This window comes from Altererythrobacter sp. CAU 1778 (genome assembly GCF_054482795.1).
In genome coordinates, this window is sequence record NZ_JBTLRP010000001.1 from 518086 (window position 1) to 543069 (window position 24984).

General features: G+C 64.4%; 31 protein-coding genes. 11 read left to right on the forward strand and 20 right to left on the reverse strand.

Annotated elements, in window-relative coordinates:
- Positions 1 to 13: 13 nt before the first annotated feature.
- From ACXYN8_RS02215 to ACXYN8_RS02235, 5 genes are all read right to left on the reverse strand, one after another.
- A complete protein-coding gene (locus tag ACXYN8_RS02215; protein WP_458887654.1) occupies positions 14 to 1117 on the reverse strand; it encodes a phytoene/squalene synthase family protein in 1104 nt (367 codons plus the stop codon).
- Positions 1114 to 1695 carry an LOG family protein gene (locus tag ACXYN8_RS02220; RefSeq protein WP_458888888.1) on the reverse strand — a complete coding sequence of 194 codons (582 nt, stop codon included), beginning with the start codon at positions 1693 to 1695 and terminating at the stop codon, positions 1114 to 1116. Before ACXYN8_RS02220 ends, ACXYN8_RS02215 begins: the two co-directional genes overlap by 4 nt.
- An 11-nt stretch (positions 1696 to 1706) precedes the next feature.
- Positions 1707 to 3215, reverse strand: a complete 1509-nt coding sequence (locus tag ACXYN8_RS02225; RefSeq protein WP_458888889.1) for a phytoene desaturase — start codon at positions 3213 to 3215, stop codon at positions 1707 to 1709.
- A gap of 29 nt (positions 3216 to 3244) precedes the next feature.
- Positions 3245 to 4432, reverse strand: coding sequence for a lycopene beta-cyclase CrtY (gene crtY, locus ACXYN8_RS02230; protein WP_458887655.1), 1188 nt, complete (start codon positions 4430 to 4432; stop codon positions 3245 to 3247).
- Positions 4433 to 4531: 99 nt separating this feature from the next.
- Positions 4532 to 5971, reverse strand: a complete 1440-nt coding sequence (locus tag ACXYN8_RS02235) for a hypothetical protein (protein ID WP_458887656.1) — start codon at positions 5969 to 5971, stop codon at positions 4532 to 4534.
- A 161-nt stretch (positions 5972 to 6132) separates the two neighbouring features.
- On the opposite strand from ACXYN8_RS02235, the gene ACXYN8_RS02240 reads away from it, so the two are divergent.
- The gene (locus tag ACXYN8_RS02240) at positions 6133 to 6729 is read left to right on the forward strand and encodes a DUF2585 domain-containing protein (protein ID WP_458887657.1); all 597 of its coding nucleotides are present in this window, start codon (positions 6133 to 6135) and stop codon (positions 6727 to 6729) included.
- A gap of 72 nt (positions 6730 to 6801) precedes the next feature.
- The gene (locus ACXYN8_RS02245; protein ID WP_458887658.1) at positions 6802 to 7686 is read left to right on the forward strand and encodes a MipA/OmpV family protein; all 885 of its coding nucleotides are present in this window, start codon (positions 6802 to 6804) and stop codon (positions 7684 to 7686) included.
- A 3-nt stretch (positions 7687 to 7689) separates the two neighbouring features.
- Here the strand turns inward: ACXYN8_RS02245 and ACXYN8_RS02250 are convergent, their stop codons facing one another.
- From ACXYN8_RS02250 to ACXYN8_RS02275, 6 genes are all read right to left on the reverse strand, one after another.
- Complete coding sequence (locus ACXYN8_RS02250) at positions 7690 to 8007, reverse strand: transcriptional regulator (protein WP_458887659.1); 318 nt, start codon at positions 8005 to 8007, stop codon at positions 7690 to 7692.
- Entirely contained in the window at positions 8004 to 8453 is a 450-nt protein-coding gene (locus ACXYN8_RS02255; RefSeq protein WP_458887660.1) for a hypothetical protein, read from the reverse strand. The genes ACXYN8_RS02250 and ACXYN8_RS02255 overlap by 4 nt, the downstream gene beginning before the upstream one ends.
- A gap of 91 nt (positions 8454 to 8544) precedes the next feature.
- Positions 8545 to 10578, reverse strand: coding sequence for a prolyl oligopeptidase family serine peptidase (locus tag ACXYN8_RS02260; protein ID WP_458887661.1), 2034 nt, complete (start codon positions 10576 to 10578; stop codon positions 8545 to 8547).
- 94 nt (positions 10579 to 10672) lie between these two features.
- Positions 10673 to 11299, reverse strand: coding sequence for an SOS response-associated peptidase family protein (locus tag ACXYN8_RS02265; RefSeq protein ID WP_458887663.1), 627 nt, complete (start codon positions 11297 to 11299; stop codon positions 10673 to 10675).
- A gap of 88 nt (positions 11300 to 11387) precedes the next feature.
- A complete protein-coding gene (locus ACXYN8_RS02270; protein WP_458887665.1) occupies positions 11388 to 13259 on the reverse strand; it encodes a YadA-like family protein in 1872 nt (623 codons plus the stop codon).
- 345 nt (positions 13260 to 13604) lie between these two features.
- A complete protein-coding gene (locus ACXYN8_RS02275) occupies positions 13605 to 13730 on the reverse strand; it encodes a hypothetical protein (RefSeq protein ID WP_458887666.1) in 126 nt (41 codons plus the stop codon).
- Positions 13731 to 13994: 264 nt separating this feature from the next.
- Here ACXYN8_RS02275 and thiC point away from each other — a divergent pair, with 264 nt between their 5' ends.
- The 3 genes from thiC to ACXYN8_RS02290 all read left to right on the forward strand — a co-directional run bounded on the left by thiC (position 13995) and on the right by ACXYN8_RS02290 (position 17114).
- Positions 13995 to 15902: a phosphomethylpyrimidine synthase ThiC gene (gene thiC / locus ACXYN8_RS02280; protein WP_458887668.1), complete on the forward strand. Its 1908-nt coding sequence runs from the start codon at positions 13995 to 13997 to the stop codon at positions 15900 to 15902.
- A 66-nt stretch (positions 15903 to 15968) separates the two neighbouring features.
- Positions 15969 to 16376, forward strand: coding sequence for a DUF6632 domain-containing protein (locus ACXYN8_RS02285; RefSeq protein ID WP_458887670.1), 408 nt, complete (start codon positions 15969 to 15971; stop codon positions 16374 to 16376).
- Positions 16377 to 16520: 144 nt separating this feature from the next.
- Positions 16521 to 17114 carry a fasciclin domain-containing protein gene (locus ACXYN8_RS02290; protein WP_458887672.1) on the forward strand — a complete coding sequence of 198 codons (594 nt, stop codon included), beginning with the start codon at positions 16521 to 16523 and terminating at the stop codon, positions 17112 to 17114.
- Between the two features lie 334 nt (positions 17115 to 17448).
- Here ACXYN8_RS02290 and ACXYN8_RS02295 read toward each other — a convergent pair whose 3' ends face one another.
- The 4 genes from ACXYN8_RS02295 to ACXYN8_RS02310 all read right to left on the reverse strand — a co-directional run bounded on the left by ACXYN8_RS02295 (position 17449) and on the right by ACXYN8_RS02310 (position 19387).
- Positions 17449 to 18024 (reverse strand): DUF2726 domain-containing protein, encoded by a 576-nt coding sequence (locus tag ACXYN8_RS02295; protein ID WP_458887673.1) that lies wholly within the window; start codon positions 18022 to 18024, stop codon positions 17449 to 17451.
- 86 nt (positions 18025 to 18110) lie between these two features.
- On the reverse strand, positions 18111 to 18569 hold the full coding sequence (locus ACXYN8_RS02300) for a YaiI/YqxD family protein (RefSeq protein ID WP_458887675.1): 459 nt from the start codon (positions 18567 to 18569) through the stop codon (positions 18111 to 18113).
- A gap of 30 nt (positions 18570 to 18599) precedes the next feature.
- Positions 18600 to 19049, reverse strand: coding sequence for a pyridoxamine 5'-phosphate oxidase family protein (locus ACXYN8_RS02305; protein ID WP_458887677.1), 450 nt, complete (start codon positions 19047 to 19049; stop codon positions 18600 to 18602).
- A gap of 71 nt (positions 19050 to 19120) precedes the next feature.
- The gene (locus ACXYN8_RS02310; RefSeq protein WP_458887679.1) at positions 19121 to 19387 is read right to left on the reverse strand and encodes a hypothetical protein; all 267 of its coding nucleotides are present in this window, start codon (positions 19385 to 19387) and stop codon (positions 19121 to 19123) included.
- A gap of 102 nt (positions 19388 to 19489) precedes the next feature.
- Between ACXYN8_RS02310 and ACXYN8_RS02315 the strand changes: the two genes are divergently transcribed.
- Positions 19490 to 20107: a hypothetical protein gene (locus ACXYN8_RS02315; RefSeq protein WP_458887681.1), complete on the forward strand. Its 618-nt coding sequence runs from the start codon at positions 19490 to 19492 to the stop codon at positions 20105 to 20107.
- 9 nt (positions 20108 to 20116) lie between these two features.
- Here the strand turns inward: ACXYN8_RS02315 and ACXYN8_RS02320 are convergent, their stop codons facing one another.
- Complete coding sequence (locus ACXYN8_RS02320; protein WP_458887683.1) at positions 20117 to 20686, reverse strand: hypothetical protein; 570 nt, start codon at positions 20684 to 20686, stop codon at positions 20117 to 20119.
- Positions 20687 to 20978: 292 nt separating this feature from the next.
- Between ACXYN8_RS02320 and ACXYN8_RS02325 the strand changes: the two genes are divergently transcribed.
- The 4 genes from ACXYN8_RS02325 (at position 20979) to ACXYN8_RS02340 (ending at position 22461) form a co-directional block, all read left to right on the forward strand.
- On the forward strand, positions 20979 to 21191 hold the full coding sequence (locus ACXYN8_RS02325; RefSeq protein ID WP_458887685.1) for a cold-shock protein: 213 nt from the start codon (positions 20979 to 20981) through the stop codon (positions 21189 to 21191).
- Positions 21192 to 21280: 89 nt separating this feature from the next.
- Positions 21281 to 21496 carry a hypothetical protein gene (locus ACXYN8_RS02330; RefSeq protein ID WP_458887687.1) on the forward strand — a complete coding sequence of 72 codons (216 nt, stop codon included), beginning with the start codon at positions 21281 to 21283 and terminating at the stop codon, positions 21494 to 21496.
- Between the two features lie 138 nt (positions 21497 to 21634).
- Entirely contained in the window at positions 21635 to 22192 is a 558-nt protein-coding gene (locus tag ACXYN8_RS02335) for a YbhB/YbcL family Raf kinase inhibitor-like protein (RefSeq protein ID WP_458887688.1), read from the forward strand.
- Positions 22193 to 22215: 23 nt separating this feature from the next.
- Entirely contained in the window at positions 22216 to 22461 is a 246-nt protein-coding gene (locus tag ACXYN8_RS02340; protein ID WP_458887689.1) for an SWIB/MDM2 domain-containing protein, read from the forward strand.
- On the opposite strand, the gene ACXYN8_RS02345 is transcribed toward ACXYN8_RS02340, so the two are convergent.
- The gene (locus tag ACXYN8_RS02345; RefSeq protein WP_458887690.1) at positions 22454 to 22891 is read right to left on the reverse strand and encodes a DoxX family protein; all 438 of its coding nucleotides are present in this window, start codon (positions 22889 to 22891) and stop codon (positions 22454 to 22456) included. The genes ACXYN8_RS02340 and ACXYN8_RS02345 overlap by 8 nt on opposite strands.
- A gap of 54 nt (positions 22892 to 22945) precedes the next feature.
- On the opposite strand from ACXYN8_RS02345, the gene ACXYN8_RS02350 reads away from it, so the two are divergent.
- Positions 22946 to 24211 (forward strand): dipeptidase, encoded by a 1266-nt coding sequence (locus ACXYN8_RS02350; protein WP_458887691.1) that lies wholly within the window; start codon positions 22946 to 22948, stop codon positions 24209 to 24211.
- 3 nt (positions 24212 to 24214) lie between these two features.
- On the opposite strand, the gene ACXYN8_RS02355 is transcribed toward ACXYN8_RS02350, so the two are convergent.
- From ACXYN8_RS02355 to ACXYN8_RS02365, 3 genes are read right to left on the reverse strand one after another with little or no spacing between them, the layout of a single operon-like run.
- Positions 24215 to 24550 carry a DUF3140 domain-containing protein gene (locus tag ACXYN8_RS02355; protein WP_458887692.1) on the reverse strand — a complete coding sequence of 112 codons (336 nt, stop codon included), beginning with the start codon at positions 24548 to 24550 and terminating at the stop codon, positions 24215 to 24217.
- On the reverse strand, positions 24550 to 24741 hold the full coding sequence (locus tag ACXYN8_RS02360; RefSeq protein WP_458887693.1) for a DUF3008 family protein: 192 nt from the start codon (positions 24739 to 24741) through the stop codon (positions 24550 to 24552). The genes ACXYN8_RS02355 and ACXYN8_RS02360 overlap by 1 nt, the downstream gene beginning before the upstream one ends.
- Complete coding sequence (locus ACXYN8_RS02365) at positions 24741 to 24968, reverse strand: hypervirulence associated TUDOR domain-containing protein (protein WP_458887694.1); 228 nt, start codon at positions 24966 to 24968, stop codon at positions 24741 to 24743. Before ACXYN8_RS02365 ends, ACXYN8_RS02360 begins: the two co-directional genes overlap by 1 nt.
- Positions 24969 to 24984: the final 16 nt, after the last annotated feature.

Genomic DNA, 24984 nt, shown 5'->3' on the forward strand with positions numbered 1-24984 from the left:
TGCGGCAAGCACCTCAATCCTCGTCCGGCAGCGGCTCCATGCTGACCGGGGCGACCGGGCCTTCCATGCGCACGTCGAGCAGGATGTCGCCCCGCGTGTATTCCGGCGGGGGCGAGGGCATGGGGTGCGATTTGCGCCAAGCGTCCCAGTACGCGCCTGCGATGTGCCGCAGCTTGGCCGGGCGGCTGACGACGACGCGGTGATCCCACGCCTTGGGCCCGCGCCGTGCGACTTCTTCCGCGATCTCGCCATAGATGCGCGCCGCGGCATGGATGGCCCAGCGCTGCCGGAACCTGAGCGCCCGCGTGCCTGCCAGCGCGGCCTGCCGATGCGCGCGAGCCATTTCCACCAACCGCTGCGTCATCTCGACCAGTTCTTCGCGGTGGTGCGGCTTCATGTGCTGCCCCGGCTCGATATCCTGCCGCACGAGCCAGCGCATCGGCAGGTAGCAGCGGCCCGCAGCGTCATCCTCGTGCAAGTCGCGCGCGATATTGGCCAGCTGGAAGGCAAGGCCGAGGTCGCAGGCACGGTCAAGCGTCGCTTCGTCCTCGCGAGCTACGCCCATGACGCGCGCCATCATCACGCCCACCGCGCCGGCGACATGATAGCAATAGCGCATGAGGTCTTTTTCCTCGCGCGGTCGCCAGTCCTTCGCATCCAGTTCGAAGCCCTGGATCACGTCGTCCGCCATTTCCTCGGTCAGACCGCATTCGGCAGCGACCTGTCCGAAGGCGTCGAATGCCACGTCGGCTGTCGGTTCGCCGTTGAGCGCCCGGCGAGTGAGGATGCGGATCGCCTCCACCCGGTCCATCGCGCCTTTCTGGTCGCCCAGTTCCCCGCCCAGCTGCTGCGCGTCGGCAATATCGTCGCAGCGGCGGCACCAAGCGTAGAGCAGCCACACGCGTTCGCGCGTTTCGCGGTCGAACAGCAGGCTGGCAGCATGGAAGCTCTTGGAACCGTCGCGGATCATGTCGCGCGACCGTTCGACCAGCGCCTCGCGCGGGCGGCCGCCGCCGGTGATGCGCGGCGTTTCGCGCAGGATCGCTGAAGGCGCGAGCAGGCGCTTGGTGAAACGACGGACGGGCCGCCTGGTGGCAGTACCGTCCGAAGGGGTCATAGGTCCGATGCCTTCATCTGGAAGATCGGCGTGTGCGGTCGATAGTCGGCCATGGCGTCGAGCAGGTCGGGCAAGCCGTCGCGCGCGATCATGATACCCTGATGCGCGGGCCGTACGAAGCCGACCTCCGCCATCTTGGCGTTGAAGGCGATCAATTCGTCATAAAAGCCGAACGCGTTGAGCAGGCCGACCGGCTTGGTGTGATAGCCAAGCTGCGCCCAGCTGATTGCTTCCCACAGTTCGTCCATCGTGCCGACCCCGCCGGGGATGGTGACGAAACCGTCGGACAGGTCAGTGAAGGCCTGCTTGCGTTCGTGCATCCCGCCCACGGTGCGAAGTTCGGTGCAATCGTGATTGGCGACTTCGCTGTTGGCGAGCGCATCGGGGATCACGCCGATGACCTCGCCGCCAGCGTCCAGCGCCCCGCTCGCCACGGCGCCCATCAGGCCGAGCCGCCCGCCACCATAGACGACGCCGATCCCGCGCTGTGCCAGCGTCGCGCCGACCTCGCGCGCCAGTTCGATGTAGCGGCTGTCCGCCGGCGTGGCCGAACCGCAATATACCGCAAGGCGTTTCAGGGGTGCGGCGTTCACTGGCTGAGATCCTCCAGCATCAGGCCCGCCGTCGCCTTGGCACTGCCGACGACGCCGGGGATGCCTGCGCCCGGATGGGTGCCCGCGCCGGTGAGGTAGAAGTTGCGGATCTCGTCGTCGCGGTTGTGCCCCCGGAAATAGGCGCTCTGCGTCAGCACCGGCTCCAGGCTAAAGGCGCTGCCCATGTGGGCGTTGAGATCGGTCGCGAAATCCTTGGGCGCATAGTGGAACTTGGTCACGATGCGGTCGTGGATGTCGGGCACCAGCCGCCGCCCGATCTCGTCGAGAATGCGCTTTTCGAGCACCGGGCCGATGGCGTCCCAGTCGATCGCCAGCTTGCCCATGTGGGCGACGGGCACCAGCGCGTAGAACGTGCTCTTGCCCGGCGGTGCCATGCTGGGGTCTGTCACGGTCGGATGGTGCAGGTAGATGCTGAAGTCGCGCGGCAGAACGCCGTGGTCGTAGATGTCTTCGAGCAGCCCTTTGTAGCGCGGACCGAACAGGATCATGTGGTGCGGAATGCCGGGCCAGCTGCCTTCCAGCCCGAAATGGACCACGAACAGCGATGGCGAAAAGCTCTTGCGCGAGAGGCTGCGAGCGTAGCTGCCGCCGCGCTTCGTGCCTGACAGCAGGTCGCGATAGGTATGCATGATGTCGGCATTGCTGGCGACCGCATCGAAAGCGCCACGCCAGCCGCTTTCGGTTTCCACCTCGGTCGCGCGATTGCCCATGGTGTGCACGCGCTTCACGGGATCGGCGAGCCGCATCTCGCCGCCCAGCCGCTGGAAATGGCGCACCATGCCCGCGACCAGCCGGTTGGTCCCGCCGCGCGCCCACCAGACGCCGCCGTCCTTTTCCAGCTTGTGGATGAGGGCATAGATCGCGCTGGTCTTCATCGGATTGCCGCCGACCAGCAGCGTGTGGAAGGACAGCGCTTCGCGCAGCTTCTCGCTCTTCACGAACTTGCTGACCATCGAATAGACGCTGCGCCAAGCCTGATGCTTGGCAAGCGCGGGCGCCGCCTTGATCATGCTCTTGAAGTCGAGGAACGGCACGGTGCCGAGCTTGACGTATCCTTCGTGATAGACCTGCGCGGAATAGTGCAGGAAACGTTCGTATCCGGCGACATCGGCGGGATCGAGCTTGGCGATTTCGGCGGCCAGCTGCGCGTCGTCGTTGGAATAGTCGAAGTTCGTCCCGTCCGGCCAGTTGAGGCGGTAGAAGGGGTGGACCTTCATCAGTTCGACGTCCTCGGCCATGTCGTGGCCGGAGATGTTCCACAATTCCTCGAGACAGTCGGGATCGGTGATGACCGTCGGCCCGGCATCGAAGGTGAAGCCTTCACGCTCCCAGAAATAGGCGCGGCCGCCTGGCTTGTCGCGGCCTTCGACCACGGTAGTCGCCACGCCGGCCGATTGCAGACGGATGGCCAGCGCCAGCCCTCCGAAACCTGCGCCGACGACGCAGGCGCGTTTGCCAGCCGTAGGCAGGCGGGGTTGGGACATGGTTTCGGGCAGGGGGAGTTCGTTCTGGCTCATGCGACTGTGTCACGGGTTAGCGGTTTGCCGCGCGTGGTCAATGCGGCGAGTGCGCGGGTTATGGGGACGGGCGGTTTTCCGACGAGCACGCGGGCGCGGTCGGCGGTGGTGGAACGTGCGGCGTAAAAGCGTTCTATCAACGGTTCGGGCAGCCGGTAGAAGCGCTGGAAGATGCGATAGCGATGGCCGGGATCGGCTGCGCGCATCAGCATGGCGCCCAGCATCCGGTAGAAGCCGGTCGCGCGCCAGTGGCGCCGCGCCTCCGCCTCCAGCAAAGCGGCGAGCTGGTCGCCCGGCAAATCCGCATTGGCCGCGATCAGCTGCGCGATCCGCACCGCCTGCGGCACGGTATAGCTGGTGAGCGGGTGAACGAAGCCGCCGCGCGCGCCTGCCTGCGCCACCCCATCGACCCGCGTCTCCGCCTGATGGACGGCAAAATTTCCTCCGGTGATGACCGGCAGTACGCCGGTTTCTCCGCCGAGTATCTCGCCTTCCCACCCGTGACTTGCGCAATATGCGTCGATCCGCTGCGACAGCGCCTTGCGATCGAGCGTCGGTGCATCGGCGTAATAGGTGTCCTCCACGAACAGCTCATGCGCGCCCAGAGGCAGCGTATAGACGAAGCGATAGGCGCCGTGCTGCTCCACCGCGGCGTCCATGATGATCGGCCGCTCCAGCCCGTGCGGCGTCGCTGTCCGCAGATGCCGCCCCATGAAGACCTGCCAGCCGCCAGTGAGGTAGGGCGACGTCGCAAAGCCACGACAGTCGATTACCGCGCGCGCGGCCACAGGCTCGCCATTTTCGAATGTGATTGCGTCACGCGCCACGCCCACGATCTGGCGACCGGTCGCGATGGCGCCCTGATTCAGCTCGCGCTGCAAAGCCTCGTCGAAGTCATCCGACGACAGCGAGTTGTAGCAGGCGTCCAGCGTGCGGCTGTATTCGGGGAAGACGACATCGTATCCTCGCGGCCATTGCGTCGTGCGGAATTGCGCCAGCAGGGCGCGTCCATCCGCGTCCAGGTCGGTATCGAACCAGCTCCAGCGATGATTGCCGCCCAGCGTCTCGCCGCCTTCGAACAGGCGCACGTCGAGTTCGGGCCGCGCGCGCTGCACGGCCAGCGCGATCAGCCCTCCGGCCAATCCGCCCCCGGCTATCGCAATATCGCATGGTCGGGTGGTCATCTCGCCACAGGCTCTACCCGATGGGCGGGGCGAGGCAAGAACTAGGAACAGGCAGGCGACGCCGGGAACCTCCGGCGCCGCCTGCCCGATAGCGGTCGCTTACCAGCCGACGGTCACGCCGACGCGGCCAGCGGTCTTGCCGCCCTTGTTGAAGCCGCTCGCGATACCGGCGTTGATCGCGACGTGTTTGCTGACGAGCGCTCCCAGCTGCATCGAGCCCGCCTGCGCCCCGTCATAGGTGGCGACATTGGCGGTCAGGTTGAAGTTCATGTCCGGCAGGAAGGCATTGCCCGACATGGCTGTGGCGACGGCGGCCGAACTCGCGATCCGGTCGTCGAAACGGTCGATCCGGCTTTCGAGCGTCGCGAGCCGGTCGTCGAGCCCGTCGATACGCTGCCCCAGCGCCGCATCGGCGGCGATCCGGGCGCTCGTTTCCGCAGCATCGGCGGCGGCGAAGCCCTGGATGCTTGCTGTATTGCTGTCGATCCGCTGCGACAGGGCAAGGTCCGCTGCCGTGCGCGTCTGGATTTCCTGATCCAGCACGGTCACGATCTGCGCATCGGCTGCGATACGCGCATCAGTCTCGCTGGTGATAGCGGCTGCCAGTGTGGCGTCGGCGTCCGCTCGGGCGGTGGCTTCTGCCTGGACCTGGCCGTAAGTTGCGGCATCGGTGGCTGCCACCCCGTCGGCCAGCCCGGTGATGCGGCTACCGTTCATCTCGATGCCGTCGGTAACCGCAATGCGCGGGGTGATCAGGCCCGTCTCGTCGAGCTGTGTCAGCACCGTCGCCGTCACATCGAATTCGAGTGCCAGCGGGCTGATGATGTCGACCGGCTGGCCGGTAAACTCGTCCCGGATAGTCGTCGGGTTCGAGCCCGCGACGACTGTCGCCGTACCGCTGAGCGTGCCGAACACGATCCTGCCTTCGGTGGAAGAAAACGATCCGGACAGCGCGGTTCCGTTGTCGACGATATTGGTCGAATCGATCGCGGACAGCGAAAACTCGCCCTCGTTACCCTCGGGCGTGACGTAATAGGCACCGACGACATCGACGCCGATTTCGCTGACGTCGAGGGAGTTGATGACGAAGCTCGTGCCGTCAGCCAGTGGGGACGACGCGTAACGGGGGTCGGCCGAAGACGGATAGAGCAGGCTGTAGTCGACATCGTAATCGGTCGTCGCCGTCACGGTCAGGTCCTGTCCGATCAGGTCGAGGCTGTATCCGGGCACGGCGAATTCCGGCACCGTGGAGGTCGCAAAGCCGCTGACCTGCAATTCCCCATCGAACTGCACGTTGGCCGCGCCTTCGATCAACGTGCCTTCGGGCGTCGCAGTGACCGTGGCTGGCTGGATCGTCGTGACGGTCCGCGTTCCCTTCACCGGGTCGGAACAGGTGAAGTTGGGTGTCGAGACGCAAGTATCGTTGAGCGGCGCATCCGCCACGAATTCCTGCGCCGAGGCAGGGGATGCGAAGGCCAGGGCAGCAAGGCCGCAGCCGATCAGGAAATTGCCTTTCAGTAGTTTGGTATTCGTCTGCATTGTTTGTCTCCGGAAAAGGGTGCCGGAGCATTGTGAAATTGCGCCTCATCATGTTGTGTGATCTGAAACTGTATCCCCCCGGCCCCCAAGCACCGAATTATGCAAAATCGCGGCGTTGGGAAGTGGGAAAATACTGGGCATTACAGGAAGGTGCGTCGGAAATGGTCGCAAAACTGAAGCTACTCCCCCACGGCAAGGCCATCATCGCCAGCGTGTTGCTGGCGCTGGCCGTGCTGGCGGTCCTTTTCGCGATGGATCGCCCGCCGATCTGCGAATGCGGCACGGTGAAGCTGTGGCACGGCGTGGTCCAGTCCGCAGAGAACAGCCAGCACATCACCGACTGGTATTCTCCCAGCCACTTCATCCACGGGTTGATCATGTATTTCGTCGCATGGCTGTTGTGGGTGAAATGGAACCTGTTCGGCGGCGCTCTCCAGAAATGGGCGCTGCCCATCGCCATCGCGGTGGAGGCCGCGTGGGAAATCATGGAGAACACGCCCACGGTGATCAATCACTACCGCGAGGTGACGATCAGCTGGGGCTATTCGGGTGACAGCATCGTCAATTCCATGTCCGACATCGGTTGGATGACGGCGGGGTTTCTGCTCGCTGCGCGGATCGACTGGCGGCTTAGCCTTGGCCTGGCTGTGTTTTTCGAACTCTTCACCGCATGGGCCATCCGCGACAATCTGGCGCTGAACGTGCTGATGCTTTTCTGGCCGCTGGAGGCGGTGAAGCAGTGGCAGGGCATGGGCTGACAGGCGCGCCGCAAGCAGGAACCTCCCCTGATGCCGCCCGTTGTGCGGGCAAAGCATACAGGGACGCTTTCCATGAGACATTTCGCCTTTTCCGCCGTGGCGGCCGCCGCCGCAACGCTCGCATCGCCTGCCATCGCGCAGGATTCCCCGCCGCTCGAAACCTCGCAGACGGCACCGGCGACCGAGCCGGGCCTCGACAGCGGCGTGTTCGCGGGTGACTGGATCAGCATCGGCGTGGGCGCAGGATACAGCCCGAGCTACGACGGGTCGGACGATTACGTCACCTCGATATTGCCGATCGTCCAGGGATCGCTGGGCGGGGTGGACATCAATCCGCGGCCCGGCGGCCTCGCACTGGACTTCATTCCCGACCGTTCGGGCGAGATCGGCCTCGATGCCGGCGTCGCTGCACGCCTGCGCCGCAACCGCGCAAGCGACATCAAGGATCCGGTCGTCGCATCGCTCGGCGAACTCAAGACCGCGATCGAGGTCGGGCCGACGGCGGGTGTCTCCATCCCCGGCGTGCTGCACGGTTACGACAGCCTCAGCTTCAGCACGGATGTGCGTTGGGACGTCGCGGGCGCGCACAAGGGCATGGTGATCGACCCCAGCGTCACCTATTTCACCCCGCTCAGCCGCGGGGCGATCGCCTCCTTCTCGCTCAGCGCCGAATATGTCGATGGCGATTATGCCGACTATTACTATTCGATCGATGCGGCGGACAGCCTCACCAGCGGGTTGTCGCAATTCGATGCCGGATCGGGTTTCACCAAGGTCGGCGCGAACCTGCTTGTCGGCTACGATCTGGACGGCGACGCGCTCAACGGCGGTCTCGCGCTGATCGGGATCGGCGGCTATTCGCGCATGGTCGGCGATGCGAAGGACACGCCCTTCACCAGCGACCGCGGCAGCGCGGACCAGTGGTTCGTCGCCGGGGGCATCGGCTACACGTTCTGAAAACTAGGTAGAGGCTATCGCGTTTTCGGCGCTGGCCGCGAGTTCGGTCAGCGCCCGCATGTGCGCCGCAAACGCCTTGCGCCCGGCGGAGGTGAATGCCGCCCATGTGCGCTGGCGACCGTCATGCTTCGCCTTGCGCAACTTGACATAGTCGGCGTCGGACAAGGCGGACAGGTGCTTGGACAGCACGCTGTCGCTGACGTCGATTATATCGCGCAGGGTCGCAAATTCGACATCGTCGGCGCGCGCCAGCACCGCGGCAATCTGCAGCCGGGCGGGGTGATGCAACAGGGGGTCGATGAAAGGGGCAGGGCCGCTCATCGCTGCGCCTTCCGGGACAGCTCTTCGCGGTAGAGCTTTTCCCAGCGGATGCTCGCCCAGGTGCAAACCGCCAGGACAATTCCAAACAGGCCGATCACCAGCGGGTTGGTGCCTTCGTCCCACCGGAGGGAGAGCGACAGCGCTATCGCACCCACCAGAAACGCCAGCAGTCCCACCATCAGCGGGCGTGCCTTTCGGCTCGACCAGCCGGACACGAACATGCCGTAACGCGAGCGGTCCTGATACATCAGGATCGGGACGAGCGCCACGCCCACACCGCAGGCGGCAACGCCCTCCGACCCGGAAATGCCGAGCCCCATGACGATCATCGCTTCGGCCAGCCCGAACATCGCGTGCCGCTGGAACGGCCAGTGCATTCGCTGGGCCATCCTGTTGTCGGTTTGCTCGACCTGCTCCAGCGCGGCTCTTGCTTCGTCGGGTGTCATCGGCGCGTCCTTCTCTTTCCAATGCGGAAAGTGATAGGCGTCACTTTCCACATTGGCAAGAGATAACTTTCCGAACTGGAAAGTTCCTCGCTCAGTCCTCGCTACCGTCGATGTTCAGGTCCGGGCGCGGGTCGGGAAGGGCGGCCTTGCGATCGCCGGTCTTCAGGTAAGTGTCGAACCACTCCATCATCCGCAGATTGTAGTCGTAGCGCGCAGCGGCCTTCGCATTGCCGTGGCCTTCCCCCGGATAGAGCACGAGCCGGACGGGAACGTCGGGCTTGCGCACCTTCATGCTGCGGTACAGCTCGTAGCTCTGGCTGGGCGAGACGCGCGGGTCGTCCTGACCGTGCATGATCAGCAGCGGTGTGCTGGCGTTCTGCACGTGCGCGATCGGGCTGACGTCGAGCATCTTCTGCCAGTCTTCCCACGGCCATGCGCGCGAATGGACGTTGTACATCTCGTACGGAATGTCGGTCGTGCCGAACTTGCTGATCTGGTTGGAAATGCCAACGAACATCACACCCGCGGCAAACTCCTCCGACTGCGCGGTGGCGGCCCAGCCGGTGGCGTATCCGCCGTAAGAGCCGCCGGTCACGCCGACGCGGTCGGCATCGGCCACGCCGGCTTCCACCAGTGCGCGCTTGGCGTCGACGATATCGGTGAATTCGGGATCGGTATAACGGCCCTGGTGCTGCTTCGAGAACGCCGTGCCGTAACCGGTAGAGCCGCGATAGTTCGGCAGGAACACGGCGTAGCCCTGGCCCGCTGCGACATGGCCCGGCTTGGAATAGGCAGTCTGCCAGCCGTTGCTTTCATGCGCTTCCGGCCCGCCGTGGACGTTGAGGATGGTGGGCGCGCCGCCGCGCGGGGTGCGCCCTACCGGCTCGATCAGCACGCCTTCGACCTGCTGACCGTCGCGCGCGGTGTAGGTGAGGGTCCGCTGGCGGCCGAAGTCGATCTCCGAAAGCCAGGGATTGTGAGTCGTCCAGCGGGTGAAGCTGTTGCCCGACAGGGTGAACAGCTCCGTCGGGTGCTGCGGCGCGTCGGCTTCCACCGCGATGGTATTCCCTGCCGCCTCGACCGAATGGAGGATCAGCGCGCCTGCGTCGATTTCCTGCGCCTGCGTGCCGGTATAAATCCGCAACAGGCTCTGCGCGCCCTTGTGAATCACGGCTGCGAGCCGCCCGTCTGGCAGCCATTCGGCATCCACCGCCGCTTCCGCCGCGCCGAGATTGAGCGGTGTCATCGTGCCGCTGGCGACATCGACGGTGTAGAGCGTGGTCGGGGCCGGATCGTTGATATCGACGCCCGCGATCATCGATAGAGTCTTGCCTTCCGGCCCCACTTCGACATCGCCGAGCTTGCCGGTTGTCTCGATCACCCGCCGCACTGTCCCGCTGGCGAGATCGAGGATGTGGACCTTCTTCGACGTGTAGCTGTCGTCCACCTGGGGTGTCGGGGCGCTCTCGATCACCGCGGTCTTCCCGTCGGGCGAAAGCTTGAATGCGCTGACATAGCCGGGAACGGTGATCTGGCCGGGCGTTTCGTCGACCGTCTGGCCGAGGCGCGCAGAGAACAGCCGGGTAAGGCGGGCTTCCTCCTCGTACACGATGGCGTTGAAGCCGTCCTTCGACTGGGCCTCGCGATCTTCGTCGGCTTCGGCGTTGGCGAGCATGTAGATGGTCGTGCCGCCCGGACCCCAGTTGTAGCCGCGCACGTCCGCGCCTTCGACCGCGGCCAGCTTGCGCTGCGCGCCGCCGTCGACCGGAATGCCCCAGACGGCGCGCTTCTCGTCATCGGCCTTGTAGAGGAAGCTGATCATCCGCCCGTCGGGCGAATAGGCGATGCTGGACACGTCCATGTCGGCGGGCAGGAAGTCGCGCGCCTGACCGGGGCCGCTCAGCACCTTCAGCTGATCTTCCGAGCTGCCGTTTTCCTCGCCCTTGGTGACATCCGGCAGGCGGCGTGTGGTGTAGGCGATGGCACTGCCGCCCGGCGAAACCGCGACTTCGCCCACGGTTTCGAGGCGGGCGACATCCTCTGCCGTCATCGGGCGGGCATCGGCCATCGTGGCGAGCGTCGTGGTGGCGAGCAGCGCGGCGGCTGCGACCTGAATGCGTTTCATGTTCGGGGCGATCCTCTGTCTTATCTGCGAAGTGTCGTGACGAAGTGCCGGCCAGTCATAACGGGTGAGCGCGCATTGGCAAATTTGCCCGCGCTCAGCCGCGTGTAACGCTGCGCATCATCCCGCTGGGGTAGGGTTGCAGCACTTCGCGTGCGCGCTTCCAGTCGCCGTGCAGCCAGAGCGATTGCGCCTCGCGGTCTGGCGGCAGGATCGCTGGCATGGCGTCCCTGCCTTGCTCGCGCAGCAGCGCGTTGGGCGGGGCGCTCAGTATGGCAAAACCCGGCACCTCGCTGTCCTTCCACACCCCGGCGAAGGCGAACAGTGGCTGGTCGGATGCGCCGAACCAGATCGGGCGGCGCTTTCCGTCCGGGCCGGGCGTGGCGCTCCATTCCATGAAAGCGGTTGCGGGGATCAGGCAGCGAAACTCGCTGTTGCGCAGATTGCCGATCCAGAACGGGCTGTCCGGATTGCGGACGCTGGCGACCATGCGCGCCGCGTCGGTGGCGGATGGTGGAGGCGGCACGCCCCACATTCGCGGGGTGATCCGGCGCTGCCCGCGGCCAAGGCGCGGTCCCGCGACCAGTTCCCGCCCCGCGGTCACCACTGGCGCGAACTGGCCGGGCGAGACATGGCCGCCGCTCCACGGGTCGTCGCCGGCTCTCGCGCCGAAAGCTTCCGCGATCGCCGCAGCGTCGGCATCGAGACGGTAGAGCATGGTCATCGGAGCGGCCACTATCGCGTCTGCGGCGAAATAAGAAAGGGGGACGGTCGCCCGCCCCCCAGTCCGATCGTCAGGAGCCCCGGTTTCGTCAGAAACCGAAGGCGACGCCTACGCGTCCTCCGGTCGACTTCTTCGCAGTCGATCCGGCCACGGCTGCCGAGAGGTACACGCGCGGCGCGACGCGCGCGGTAACGCCCCCGGCAAATCCCTGTTCGCCGCGATAGGTCGATCCGTTGACGCTGACCGAGACGGTGCTGTCGGGCACCACCATCATGCCCCCCATCGCCATGGCCGACGCGATGCCGCCGCGCGTGCTGTCGTCCAGCTCGTCGAGCCGGAAACCCAACGTGTCGACCTGCCCCTCCAGCGCTGCGAACTGCGCGTCCGATACCGCTGCGAGCGAAGCGAAGTTGGTGCGGATGGAATCCATCGCCGCGGCGCTCGCGACCTCCTGCGTGCCCAGCGTGCCATTGGCGTCCACGGTCACGACCTTTTCGGTGCCGCTCTGCGCTGCATTGGAAGCGACGATATCGCCGAGGCGTACGGACGAGTTCGCGCCGCCCAGCGTAACCTGGTTCGCCGCAGTGGAGCTCGCCTGATAACCGATTGCAGTCGAATTGGTGTGCGAGACACTGGCCTGCCGACCCAACGCCGTGCCTGCCTGGCCGGTGACCGAAGCCGCTGCGCCCACCGCCGTGCCAGCGCTGCCGGCACCGCTGACGCCCGCCTGAAAGCCGACAGCAGTCGCCGAGGCGGCGCTGACGTTCGTGCCGGCGCCGAGTGCGGAGGACGACCCACCGGTCACCAGCGAGGAGTTGCCGACGGCCGTCGCGTTAAGCGCCTGCGCGCGGGCCGTCGTGCCGAGCGAGGCAGAGCCGTTGGCCGTCGCAACAGCCCTTGCGCCCACCGCCGTGGCGAGATTGCCGTTCGTCCGCGAGCGTGCGCCTAGCGCCGTCGATTCCGTTCCGATGGTCGAAGCGCGATCGCCGAATGCGGAAGAGCTTTCGCTATTGGCGACGGCATCGACCCCCATGGCGATCGACCGGATGCCGAGCGCCTGTGCGCCGAGGGCATCTCCGTCTATCCCGTCGGCGCCGATCGCGATGGCTCCGGCTGCACTGGCGCTGGTATCGCGTCCAAGAGCCATGGCGTTTGCAGCCGTGGCTTGCGCAGCATCGCCCAGCGCGATGGAACCCGATTGCGTGGCATCGGAGAACGCGCCCAGAGCCAGCGAGTCCTGCCCGGAGGCGAAGGCATTGTTCCCTACCGCGACGGAGCTGGCACCCGTTGCATCGGAATTGCCGCCGACGGCGGTCGACTGCCCGCCAGATGCCCGGGTATTGCGACCGATGGCGATGTCGTTGGTGTTCGCCGTATTCGCGAGGGTTCCGATGGCGATGCTCAAACTGCCATTCGCGGCAGTATCGCTTCCGATGGCGATCGCTTGAGTTGCCAGCGCCTGCGCGCCGAGCGCGTCCGCGTCGCTTGCGTCGCCGCCGATTGCGATGGCGCCTGCGCTGGTCGACGTGGCGTAGGAGCCGACGGCGATACTGTCCGCCTCGATCGCGTCCGTCTCGGTCCCGATGGCTACCGACCTCAGGCCGGCTGCATTCGCGCCAACGGTATCACCGTCGGAATCGTCGTTGCCGATGGCGGTCGACTGATCGCCGGTGGCATTGGCGCCGCGCCCGATGGCAGTGGATCGTGAGCCTGATGCGACGCTGAGACGCCCGAAGGCGCTCGCTCCGTCACCCGTTGCGGTAGAATCGGTCCCGACAGCCGTGGCCTGAACCTGCGTTCCAGTGTCTGATCCGCTCCCACATTCCAATCCGGAGCTTTCTTCGCAAGCTGCGGCGGGGCCGGCCAGAGCAGGCGATGCGAGCAAGACGGAACCGGCGATTGCCGTGCCGGTTGCGCCCGCCATCATCAGCGCGCGGTTCGAGATGTCTGTAAGTTTCATTTTCCATTCTCCTTGACGCCCGGCGCCTAGGATTGGGGACGGCAAACCGGGCGATCGATTGACGATCGAGTTTGCGGCCCGCATGGAAATGGTCGCTATTTAGATGCGACTCTCTGGTTGAGTCGCGGCCCTCCGGTTCGGGTGCCCTCTGGCGGGACGTCCCGTGGGAGGGCTAGGTAGGAGCCGCCAACCGGCAGGTCTTGTATGTAACCGACCCGCGGTGCGGTTTTGTTTTGTATGGAATGGACAACCGCAACGAAAAACCGGCCGGGGATCCTTTCCCGGCCGGTCGAAGCGGCTTCACGGCGGAGCCTCGCGACCCCGCCACAACAAGTACGCGTCTGGCTAGAATTCCCCGGTAAAGCCTACCGTTGCGCCGGTGCTCTTGCCACCCGCGTGACTGACACTGGCCGAGACGGCGAACGGGCCGTCGGTGTCGAGCCGGTGTGTCAGGCCGACGACATGAGCCATGTTCCTGTATTCACAGACGGAAGGCAACTTGCTTCGCACCAATGTCACGAATTCGGTCGCATCTCTGGACGATACGAAGGAGGTGCTCTAAACCCCTGCCATCCCCGGGGAGCCGCTTGTTCGATCGGACTAGGCTGAGAGGTGGGTTTCGCACCCCACGACCCGTCGAACCTGAACCGATTAGCATCGGCGGAGGGAGTGGCTGCGCTTGCGATAGGGCTTGCGACAGGACCGCTCTCCATCCGTAAACTGGAGAGTACACGCATGGCCGACATCGACAGCAAATTCGACATCGGAGTCACCACCGGCGCCATTCGCGGCAGCCGCAAGGTCCATATCGCGGCAAAGAGCGGCAGCGGCATTCGCGTCGCCATGCGCGAAATCGACCTCGAGGGCGGCGAACCCAGCGTGCGGGTCTACGACACCTCCGGCCCGTACACAGATCCGAACGCGAAGATCGACATTCGCGCCGGCCTTCCTCAGTTGCGCCGCGAATGGCAGCTCGCCCGCGGCGACGTGGAGGAATACGCCGCGCGCGAGGTTCGGCCCGAGGATAACGGCCAGCTCGGCCCCGACCGCTCCGGCGGCGTTCCGGCGTTTCCCAACGTCCACAAGCGCGTCCTGCGCGCCAAGGGCGGCATCGGTTCGGGCACGAACCTCAGCCAGATGCACTACGCGCGTCGCGGCATCATCACGCCCGAGATGGAATACGTCGCCGAACGTGAGAATCTCGGCCGCGAAAAGCTGCGCGAAATGCCCGAAGGCAACTCGTGGGGCGCCGAGATCCCCGAATACGTCACCCCCGAATTCGTGCGCGACGAAGTGGCGCGGGGGCGGGCGATCATCCCCTCCAACGTTAACCACCCAGAAGCCGAGCCGATGGCTATCGGGCGCAACTTCCTCGTCAAGATCAACGCCAATATCGGCAACTCTGCGGTCGCGTCCGACGTGGCGAGCGAGGTCGACAAGATGGTCTGGTCGATCCGCTGGGGCGCGGACACCGTGATGGACCTTTCCACAGGTCGCAACATTCACGACACGCGCGAATGGATCATCCGCAACAGCCCCGTCCCCATCGGCACGGTTCCGATCTACCAGGCACTCGAAAAGGTCGGTGGCATTGCCGAAGACCTGAACTGGGAAATCTTCCGCGACACTCTGATCGAGCAGGCCGAACAGGGCGTCGACTACTTCACCATCCACGCCGGCGTGCGGCTGCCCTATGTGCCGATGACCGCCAAGCGCGTCACCGGCATCGTCAGTCGCGGCGGCTCGATCATGGCGAAATGGTGCCTCGCGCATCACAAGGAGAGCTTCCTCTACGAGCGCTTCGACGAGATCACCGAGATCATGAAGGCTTACGACATCGCCTATTCGCTGGGCGACGGCCTGCGCCCCGGCTCCATCGCCGACGCCAACGACGAAGCGCAGTTTGCCGAGCTCTACACGCTGGGCGAACTGACCAAGCGCGCCTGGGAGCAGGACGTGCAGGTGATGATCGAAGGGCCGGGCCATGTGCCCATGCACAAGATCAAGGAGAACATGGACAAGCAGCTGGAAGCCTGCGGCGAAGCGCCGTTCTACACGCTCGGCCCCCTCGTCACCGATATCGCGCCGGGCTACGACCACATTACCAGCGGCATCGGCGCGGCGCAGATCGGCTGGTACGGCACTGCGATGCTCTGCTACGTCACGCCCAAGGAACACCTCGGCCTGCCCGACCGCGACGACGTGAAGGTGGGCGTGGTCACCTACAAGCTCGCCGCCCACGCCGCCGACCTTGCCAAGGGCCACCCGGCCGCCAAGGTCCGCGACGATGCGCTATCCAAGGCGCGCTTCGAGTTCCGCTGGCGCGACCAGTTCAACCTGTCGCTCGATCCGGACACGGCCGAGAAGTACCACGACCAGACGCTGCCCGCGGAAGGCGCCAAGACCGCGCATTTCTGCTCCATGTGCGGGCCGAAATTCTGCAGCATGAAAATCACGCAGGAAGTGCGCGACTTCGCGGCCAAGCAGAACTCGGACAGCTATCTCGCGACCGAGAACATCAAGCGTGAAACGAGCGCCGAAGAAGCCGAGGAAGCGCAGCGGGGCATGAAGGAAATGAGCAAGGTCTACGAGGAAACCGGACGGGAACTCTACATCGGGCAGGGTGACCGCGAACACGATTGACTTGCACAAGCGGGGGGCCGACACTCCCCATCGGGCCGCGCCACACCCTTCCAGGAGTATGTCGCCATGAACGCCTCCCGCTTGCTGCAATTTCTGCTCGTCGCCTTCGGGGCAGTTTTCTGCCTCATCTGGCCGCTGTCGATCGTCTGGCCTGCGGGCTGGTCCTGGCATGACGGCCCGCCGATGGCTTCGCATTACTTCATGATGATCGTCGGGGTGTACGCGACGCTCGGCCTGTTCCTGATCGCCGCTGCGCGCGACCCGCTCGCGCATAAGTCATTGATCTGGTTCACTGCCGTGTCGAGCGCAGTCCACGCCGTGGTAATGGCCATTCAGGCGATGGGCGATCCCATGCAGCGCGGACATCTGATCGGAGACGTTCCGGCGCTGCTGCTGGTAACGCTGGCCTTTGCGGTTCTCCTGCCCAGAGCCGAAAGGGAAGCCGCACCCCGAACCGTGCCTGGAAGCATTTGACGGGTCGCGGATCCGGGCATTCTCGGAACCGCTGCAGCTTGTGTTCATTGATCGGATGAAGGCGCACGGCCGATGATGGTTGGCCGATGCCAGCGATCTCGTGCGCCAATGCCTATCCCGGCCCCGCTTGAAGGACTCGATACCATGAACAAGCTTACCATCGCACTGGCCTCTGCCGCCTCGCTCGCCCTTGCCGCCTGCGGCAGCGGTGCAGACGACACCGCGACGACGGACGCCGACACGACCGCCATGGCGGACGACACCATGACCGACACCGCAGCGACCGACGCCGGCACCATCGTCGAAGTCGCGCAGGGCAATCCCGACTTCTCGACCCTCGTTTCGGCCGTGACCTCTGCCGGCCTGGGCGAAACGCTGTCGGGCACCGGCCCGTACACCGTCTTCGCGCCGAGCAACGCGGCCTTCGAAAAGGTCCCGCAAGCCACGCGTGACGAGCTGATGAGCGAAGCTGGCAAGCAGGATCTCACCAACATCCTCACCTACCACGTCGTCGAGGGTGACACGAACGCCGCCACGCTGACGCAGGCGATCGAGGCAGCGGGCGAGGGCGGTTACGAACTGACCACCGTCAACGGCGCCACGCTGACCGCGACCATCGAAGGCGGCAACGTCGTGCTGACCGACGCAGCAGGCAACTCCGCCACCGTCACCGCAACCGACGTCGACGCCTCCAACGGCGTAATTCACGTCATCGACACCGTGCTGATGCCCTCGTAAGCGACACGCACCGACAAGGCGAAAAGGGCTGCCCGAGAGGGTCGCCTTTTTTGTCTAGATTTGCTTAATCAGCCAAGCAGAACTCCGAGAGCCACCTTGCAGGCAGGAATATACAGCGCGGATCGTTAGCCATACAGGCCGAGGATTCGCGCAAGTGCTTGATGACATGAGTGAGGCTTACCGCGAGAACGGAGAGCAGTCGTGATTGCGTAGAACAGTAATGGAGCGGTGATATGGCTTACGTTCTGTCCATCAATTCGACCAACGCTTGAAGCACTTTGCCAGACCTTCGGTTTTGGATCGCTGAGTAGAACACAATTCGGTTCGGAACCGTCTAAGCCGCCGGAACTAGCTTCTCGATCAGCGCCCTGAGTTCGCTCGGCGTGGTATGTCCTGCGACGATCTCGTGATAGCCAATGCCAGCCTTGCGCAGTGCTTCCTTCTTGACCGCGTCGCGCGCTGCGGCGCTGCCTTGGTGGTGGCCTGTGCCTTGGTATTCCAGCGCGTGCTGCACGAAGCATTTCTCATCCATCAGCGCGAAGTCGACGCGCTTGGAATTGACCGACAGGAAAGCCGACTTGTCGGGCGATGACAGGAACTCGCCGAGCGAGACTTGGGCCATTACCTGCCATCTCGGATTGCGCGCGATCACCGCTTCGTCGAGCGCGCGAAAGACATTTGCCTCGGCGCGATTAAGCAAGCTGCGCGGCTTGAAATCAGCGGCCATCACCTTTTGCAACTGGTCGGTTGCCAGCACGCTTCGGTCGTCCGGCTTTCGCCAATCCCGTTTTTTGATGTAGCGAACGTTACGCCGATGCGGCTTTTTGTCGCCAAACAATTCTTTGAGGACCCAGAAGGCGACAGCAAATGCTGCTAAAAAGAAAAGCGGTGAATTGGTAAACGCTTCCACGATACTGCCCCTTTTTGCATGATCAGAATGGAAGGGCATGCCTACACTTGCAAGTCGTAACACTTACCGCGCTTCTGAAGCTACGCTCACTTGCGTCCCATCCCCACAAGCACGCGATCCAGCGCCTGCAGGAAGCTCGACCGGTCCGCCTTGCTGAATGGCGGCGGGCCTCCGCCTGCTCCGTCCATTCCGGCGCGCAGGTCTTCCAGTATGGCGCGGGTGGCGATGGCGCTGCCGATGCTGGCGGCGTCGAAGGGCCTGCCGTCGTGGCGCAGTACGGTGGCGCCTGCCTTGAGGCAGCGTTCGGCCAGCAGGATGTCGGCGGTGATAACCACGGTGTGCGGCCCGGCGTTTTCAGCAATCCAGTCATCCGCCGCGTCGAAACCGTCCGAGACCACCACGCGCTTCACCCGCTCGCTCACCGGCACGCGGAAGGGGCTGTTGCTGACCACCCGGACCTCGGCGCCGTAACGCTCCGCCACGCGGTAGATTTCCTCCTTCACAGGGCAGGCATCGGCGTCGACGAGAATCACGGGCGCGGTCATGGAGGGAGCGGCTAGCAGATCGCCTTGTGCTCAGGCGATGTCGAAGTCGCCTTCTTCTTCGCCGTCCCAGTAGGCAGCGCGCGTGGCGTGGATGTGGAGCATGACCAGCCCGTCGGTGTCGATGCCGTCCTTGAACCACATTTCCAGCTCGTCGACCCAGTGTTCGGCGAATTGCGCCTTATCGGTGACGACCTCGGCCTCGCCTTCGATCGCAATGAAGATACCGGGTTTGCCGCCGGGACCGCCCTTGCCTTGCAGGGACAGGCCGACCTTCGGATCCTTGCCGATGTCCTGGGTCATGCGGCAATCGGCCCAGGTGAAGTAGTAGCTGTCACCGTCGTAATCGACCTGGCGATTGTTGCTCATCGGCCGCGCGCCGATATTGCCGCCCGTGGTGTGGGTGTTGAGCATGACGAAGTCGATGTCCTTCATCGCTTCGGCTATATGGGTAAGGTGCTGCGCTGCTGTCTTGTCGGCCACGGTATCTCTCCTGCAAGTCATGCGTTGCGGGAGAAGCGCATGGCGGAGAAACGGGTTCCTGCGGAGCGGCGTCAGTCCTCGACGATCAGCGCGCCGAAACGCCAGCCGACGGCCCAGCGAATTTCGGCGGTGACCCAGCCGCGTTCGGGCAAATCGATACGGATGACGCAGTTGAGCGGGAATTTCTCCTCGCACTCAGCCATGAAGCCGTGGTTCGACATGTTGCCGACCCAAGCCTTGAGCTCGCGCCCGCAGTCGTCGACGATAACGGTGTCGACATCGCACTGCTCACGCGGAGCGCGGGGGACGAGCTGCATGTTGCGAGCTGCGGCGACCATTTTATTCTCCCATTACTCCATGGATGACGATGGCAGATTTTCCTTTCTATCGGGTTAAGTGCTGGCGCGGAACAAGAGGAGGGGGGGAATCGTTCGCACGCCATGACAAAACAGTTCCTCACGCCCCGTCTCGTGTCGCTGGCTGCCCTCGCGCTGCTGGCGGCCTGTTCGAACGACAACGCTGAGGATGCTGAGGTTTCTACCGATGCAGAGCAGGCGACCGCCGCCGAAACCGATAGCGCCCCGGTGGCTTCCGAACCGGCTGGTGATTCCGCCAGCGATAGCCCGGCGGGCGCCGATACGACGTTGGCACTCGAAGGGCTTGGCGATCTGACTGTCGGCCAGCGCGTTCCGTCAGGCAGCAGCTTCGCCGCGCGCGGGGCACAGGTGTCGGATGCCTGCACCATCCTGTCCTCGCCCGACTATCCAAGCGTTTACGCGATGGTCACGGAAGGAGTGGTGAAACGCATCACCGTGTCGGAGGGCTCGCCCGTCAAGCTGGTCGAAGGGATCGGCCCGGGCTCCACGGAAGCCGAGGTGACGGCGGCATTCCCCGGCTTCGTCGCAAGCGATCACAAATATGTCGCAGCCCCGGCCAAATACCTCAAGCAGCCGGGAGGCGATGCGCGCCTGATGTTCGAGATGGGATCCAATGGTCGTGTGCAGCACGTGCACGTCGGGATGGAGCCGGAACTTTCCTACGTCGAGGGTTGCGCCTGAGGCGGCGCGCTACTGCGCGGCAAGTTCCGCGGCGACGTCGATCACGCGGAATTGGCCGTCTGAGCTAAGTACGCTGAGGCGGGCCGGCGGGTTCTGCGCGGGTGCTTGCTGGACTTCCTCCACGACGATCTGCGCCACCCGCTGGGCCGCAACGGCAGCACGTTCGGGCGTTGCGGCAGGCTGGCGTGCAAGGATATCCTCGCGCACAGGCTCGGAGCGCATGGACGGTGCACCCAGGTCTTCGGACGGCAAAGCGGGGGCGTAGAACGCGTATTGCGCCTCGTCCTCGCGGAAGATGGCATCGACATCGCGCCCGCGGTTCCGGCCAAGGCCGTAATCCTGCAAATGTCCGACCTCCACCGTGCCACGGCGCGTTTCCAGCGCATACTGATCCTGCTGCGGACGATCGTTCAATGCGCTTTCGCTGAAGCTGAGCCGGTGCTGCGGCACTTCGCCAATCGCGTCGGCCAGTGTCCTGCCGTCACGGGCGAGGGGGTTGGTGTTGGTCGTTGCTCCAAGCGCCGCTCCGCCGAGAACGGCAGCACCGATCGCACCCAGAATCGCGGGTGTCACCTTCATGGTGCGCTCCATTTCCAAAAATTGCGTTTGATCGAACAACGACATGAGAGCCGCAGGGTTCCGACCGACAGACCCTTGGTCGCGGGTACGATTAGGTAAATCGGGGATCTTGTGCTAGGGCTGCGGCTGCTGACGTCGAAATATGCGACGGACTTCTAGTTTTGACTACCGCCGTTTGTCCGTTCGGACCCCGGCGCTAACCTGACGACGACTTCCTTTCATTGGACGATTCTACGCATATCCGCCGGCTATCTCGCCAGGCGGAAACTTCGTTTCTCGAAAGGAAACAATCATGAGCAAGACCGGAACAGTAAAATTCTTCAACACCGACAAGGGCTATGGCTTCATCCAGCCCGACGACGGTTCGGCCGACAGCTTCGTTCACATCACGGCGGTCCAGGCAGCGGGCATGCACTCGCTCGATAAGGACCAGCGCCTGAACTACGAAGTCGAAACCGGCCGCAATGGCAAGGAAAGCGCCATCAACCTGTCGGCTGCTGACTGAACCTGAAAGACGCTTTCGGGCGTCACTTTCATCTGCGGGGGCCGGACATCCGGCCCCCGTCACCTCCCACCCGCCGGCAGGAGCATCCCATGGCCCAGACTTACGAATTCTATAACGAACGCGCCGACGAGGCTGCCGTTTTGGCTGGGAAGGCCCAACTCGCCAATGTGCGCGAACGGCACGAGCGGGCGGAAAAGACCTGGCGCGGTCTTGCGGATCAGGCGCGCGCGGTCGCCGTGCAGCGCGAGAAGGTGGAGCGGGAAAAGGCCGAGAAGCGCGAAGCGGAACTGACCGCAGAAGGTTGAACCGGCCTGCGCGGCCGGGACTTTCAAATAGTGCCTCGACGCGCACTATCCACAAGTTGCCGCCATACGCATTGCCCCTGCGTGCTGCCCCCGTCTATGGCCCCCGCATGACTTCGAATAACGATACGGCGGCGCGTCATGGGTGAAATGGCGATCGCACGGCTTGGCGGCCGTGAATTTCTCGGCAAGGGCGGGCTCAAGCTGAGCAGCCCTGCGTTCGCCGATGGCGACGACCTAGACCCATGCTTCACCGCGGACGAGGAAGACGCAGTCGCTCCGCCGCTCGAATGGACGGCACCGCCTCCCGGGACGCAGGACATGGTCCTGATCGTCGAAGATCCTGCCGGGCCCAAGGGCGAACCCTTCGTTCACTGGCTGGTCTGGGGGCTGTCACCGCAACAGGGCAAACTGCTCGAGGGGGAGGTTCCCCCGCGCGTCGGCAAGAACGCATTCGGCAATTCGGAATGGCTTTTGCCCGCCCCGCCGAAGGGCGACGAGCCGCACACTTACGTATTCCAGCTGTTCGCCCTCGATCTCCCCCTTGTGGAAATGCCGGGGATCGACCGAGATACACTGATTGACGCGATGGCAGGGCATGTGCTGTCTGCGGCGATACTGACCGCCACCTACCAGCGCCAGGACGGCGACGGAGAGGACGGCTGGGACGAGAACGAAGACGATATCGAATTCGAATAAGCCAGAGGAAAGGATCTACTACTATGGCTGGCAATGCACTTCAGAAACCCGTCACCCTGTCGGCTGACCTGGAAAACGTGGTCGGCAAAGGCCCGATGACGCGCGCTCAGGTTACCTCCAAGGTGTGGGAATACATCAAGGCGAACGACCTTCAGGACAGCAAGGACAAGCGCCAGATCAATCCCGACGCGAAGCTGGGCGCCGTAATCGGCAAGGACCAGATTTCGATGTTCAAGATGACTGCTGCGGTTTCCAAGCACCTCAGCTGATCTGATCCGGACGGCGGCGCCACGGCCAATCCGTGACGCCGCCGCTCCACAACGCCAGCCACACGACGACCGGCTGAGCGAACATGCGCGGGACATGATAGGCGAGGCCCAGCCCGCCGTCCGGACGCGCCATATCCATTGCGAAATGATTGATGTTGGCAGGGAACACGCAGACTGCGTAGGCCGCCAATCCCCATGCCGCCGCGCGCCGAACCGGCGCAGACCACGGCTGGAGCAATGCCGCGGCGCCGAGCAGCTCGGCCACCCCCGTCCAGAAGATCACCTCCGGCGCGAGCGGCACCCAGTCAGGCGTGATCGACAGGAACGGCTCCGGCCGGGCGAGGTGCATGTAGCCTGCCAAGCCGTAAAGCAGCGCCAGCACCACGCGCCAGACGGCGCGCCAGCGGGATGGTTCAGAGGTATGGGTCATTGAAGCGCGTGTAATCCTGTTGCACTGTCGCGGCCAGCTTCCGGAGCCTTCGTCATGACCCATCGCCTTGCTACCCTACTCGCCGCTTCCGCTGCGCTCTTTCCCCTGACGCTCACCGCGCAATCGGCGGAGGATACTGCCGCTGCCGCGCTCGATGCCGCTCCGGTGTTCGACGGGCACAACGATGTGCCGTGGCAGCTGCGCGGACGGTTCGGCAACGTGATCGCGGATTTCGACTTCGCCGACACGCACGATACCGGCGGCGAGGATCGCGGCGTGATGCACACCGACCTCGCGCGGCTGCGCGAAGGGAAGGTCGGGGCGCAGTTCTGGTCGGTCTACGTGCCGGCATCGCTGAACGAACCGCAGGCGGTGCTTGCCACGCTGGAGCAGATCGACGTCACCCGCCGCCTGATCGACGAGAACACGGGCACGCTGCAACTGGCGCTTGACGCGGACGGGGTGGAGAGCGCGCTGGCGAACGGGAAGATTGCGTCGCTGATGGGGATGGAGGGGGGCCATTCGATCGGCTCGAGCCTCGCCGTGCTGCGCCAGATGTACGAACTGGGCGCGCGCTACATGACGCTCACTCATTCGAAGAACACGCCCTGGGCCGACAGCGCCACCGATACGCCAGCGCATGACGGGCTGACCGATCTGGGCAGGGACGTTGTGCGGGAAATGAACCGGCTCGGGATGCTGGTCGACCTCAGTCACGTCAGCGAAGCGACGATGCTCGACGTGCTGGACGTGGCAGATGCGCCGGTCATCTTCAGCCACTCCGGCGCGCGCGCGGTCAACGGCCATGCCCGCAACGTGCCCGACAGCGTGCTGCGGCGTCTGCCGGAGAATGGCGGGGTCGTGATGGTGGTCGGCCTCCCTGGCTTTCTCAGTGAGGCGCAGCGGCAGTGGTATGCCGCCCGGCAGGCGGAGCAAGCGCGGCTCGAAAGCCTGTGGCAGGGCCAGCCGGATGCGGTTGCGACGCTCATGCTCGCCTGGGATGCGGACAATGCGACACCTGACGCGACCGTTTCGGACATGGCCGACCATATCGACCATGTCCGCAAGGTTGCGGGTATCGATCACATCGGCATCGGCGGAGATTACGACGGTATGCCGAGCGGTCCTGTGGGGATGGAAGACGTCTCCGGCTATCCGGCGCTGTTCACCGAACTGGCACGGCGCGGCTATTCGCAGGCCGACCTCGAGAAGATTTCCATGAGGAACGTTCTTCGCGCGATGCGCGCAGCGGAAGCGATTGCCGAAACCCGGCGAGTCGATCCGCCGATTGAAAATCCGGCCAACAGTTTCGCTGAATAGCGGTCAGTCGCTCTTGGTCGGATCGTGGCCCCAGTTCATCAGGCTGTAGCGCCAGTTGCTCTCCTCGACATCGCCCGATGGCTTCTGTGCGAGATGGCGATGGACGTAGCCGACGACCTTTTTCATGTGATCGTATTGCCCGTCCGTCAGGTCCGCCTTCTTGGTTCGCTTGATCTCGACGATCCTGCGGCCGGACTTGTGACCCGTGCTCTCGCCGGAATCGCTGTCGCCGACTGACTTCGATTCATCCGTTTCAAGCCAGTCTTCCAGTTCCTGCGGCTGCATGTTCACGCAATCGCGGAAATCGGACCAGACCTTCTCCTGCTCGTCTTCGCTCATCAGTCGTCTTTGTCGACATGGTCGGGCAGGCCGTCGAGATCGGTGGAGGCGAAGTCCTCCAACTCGTCCTCGGACATGGAATTATACATGTCCTTCGATGCGCCCTGCAAATCGCCGACCTTGGTATCGCCGCGCTTGGCAGACAGCGCGGCCCCGGCGGCGCGCTGCTGCGCCTTGCTTTTGGCCGGCATCAGTTCGCGGCCTTCAGTTCGGAGCCGAGCTTGAGCACCTCGTCACCGTCTTCCTGCTTGATCAGGTAGGCCGGATTGTCCTCCGAACCGTCGCGCGTGACCTCGTTGCCCTTCAGCGTGCGGGTCACTTCACGTTCGAAGCGTTCCTTTATCTGGCCCTTGGCAGACCCGTTGCCCCAGCTCCACTCGACGTGCTGGCTGGTCTGGAAACTGTTGGAATTGCTCATCGGTAGGTCCTTCGCA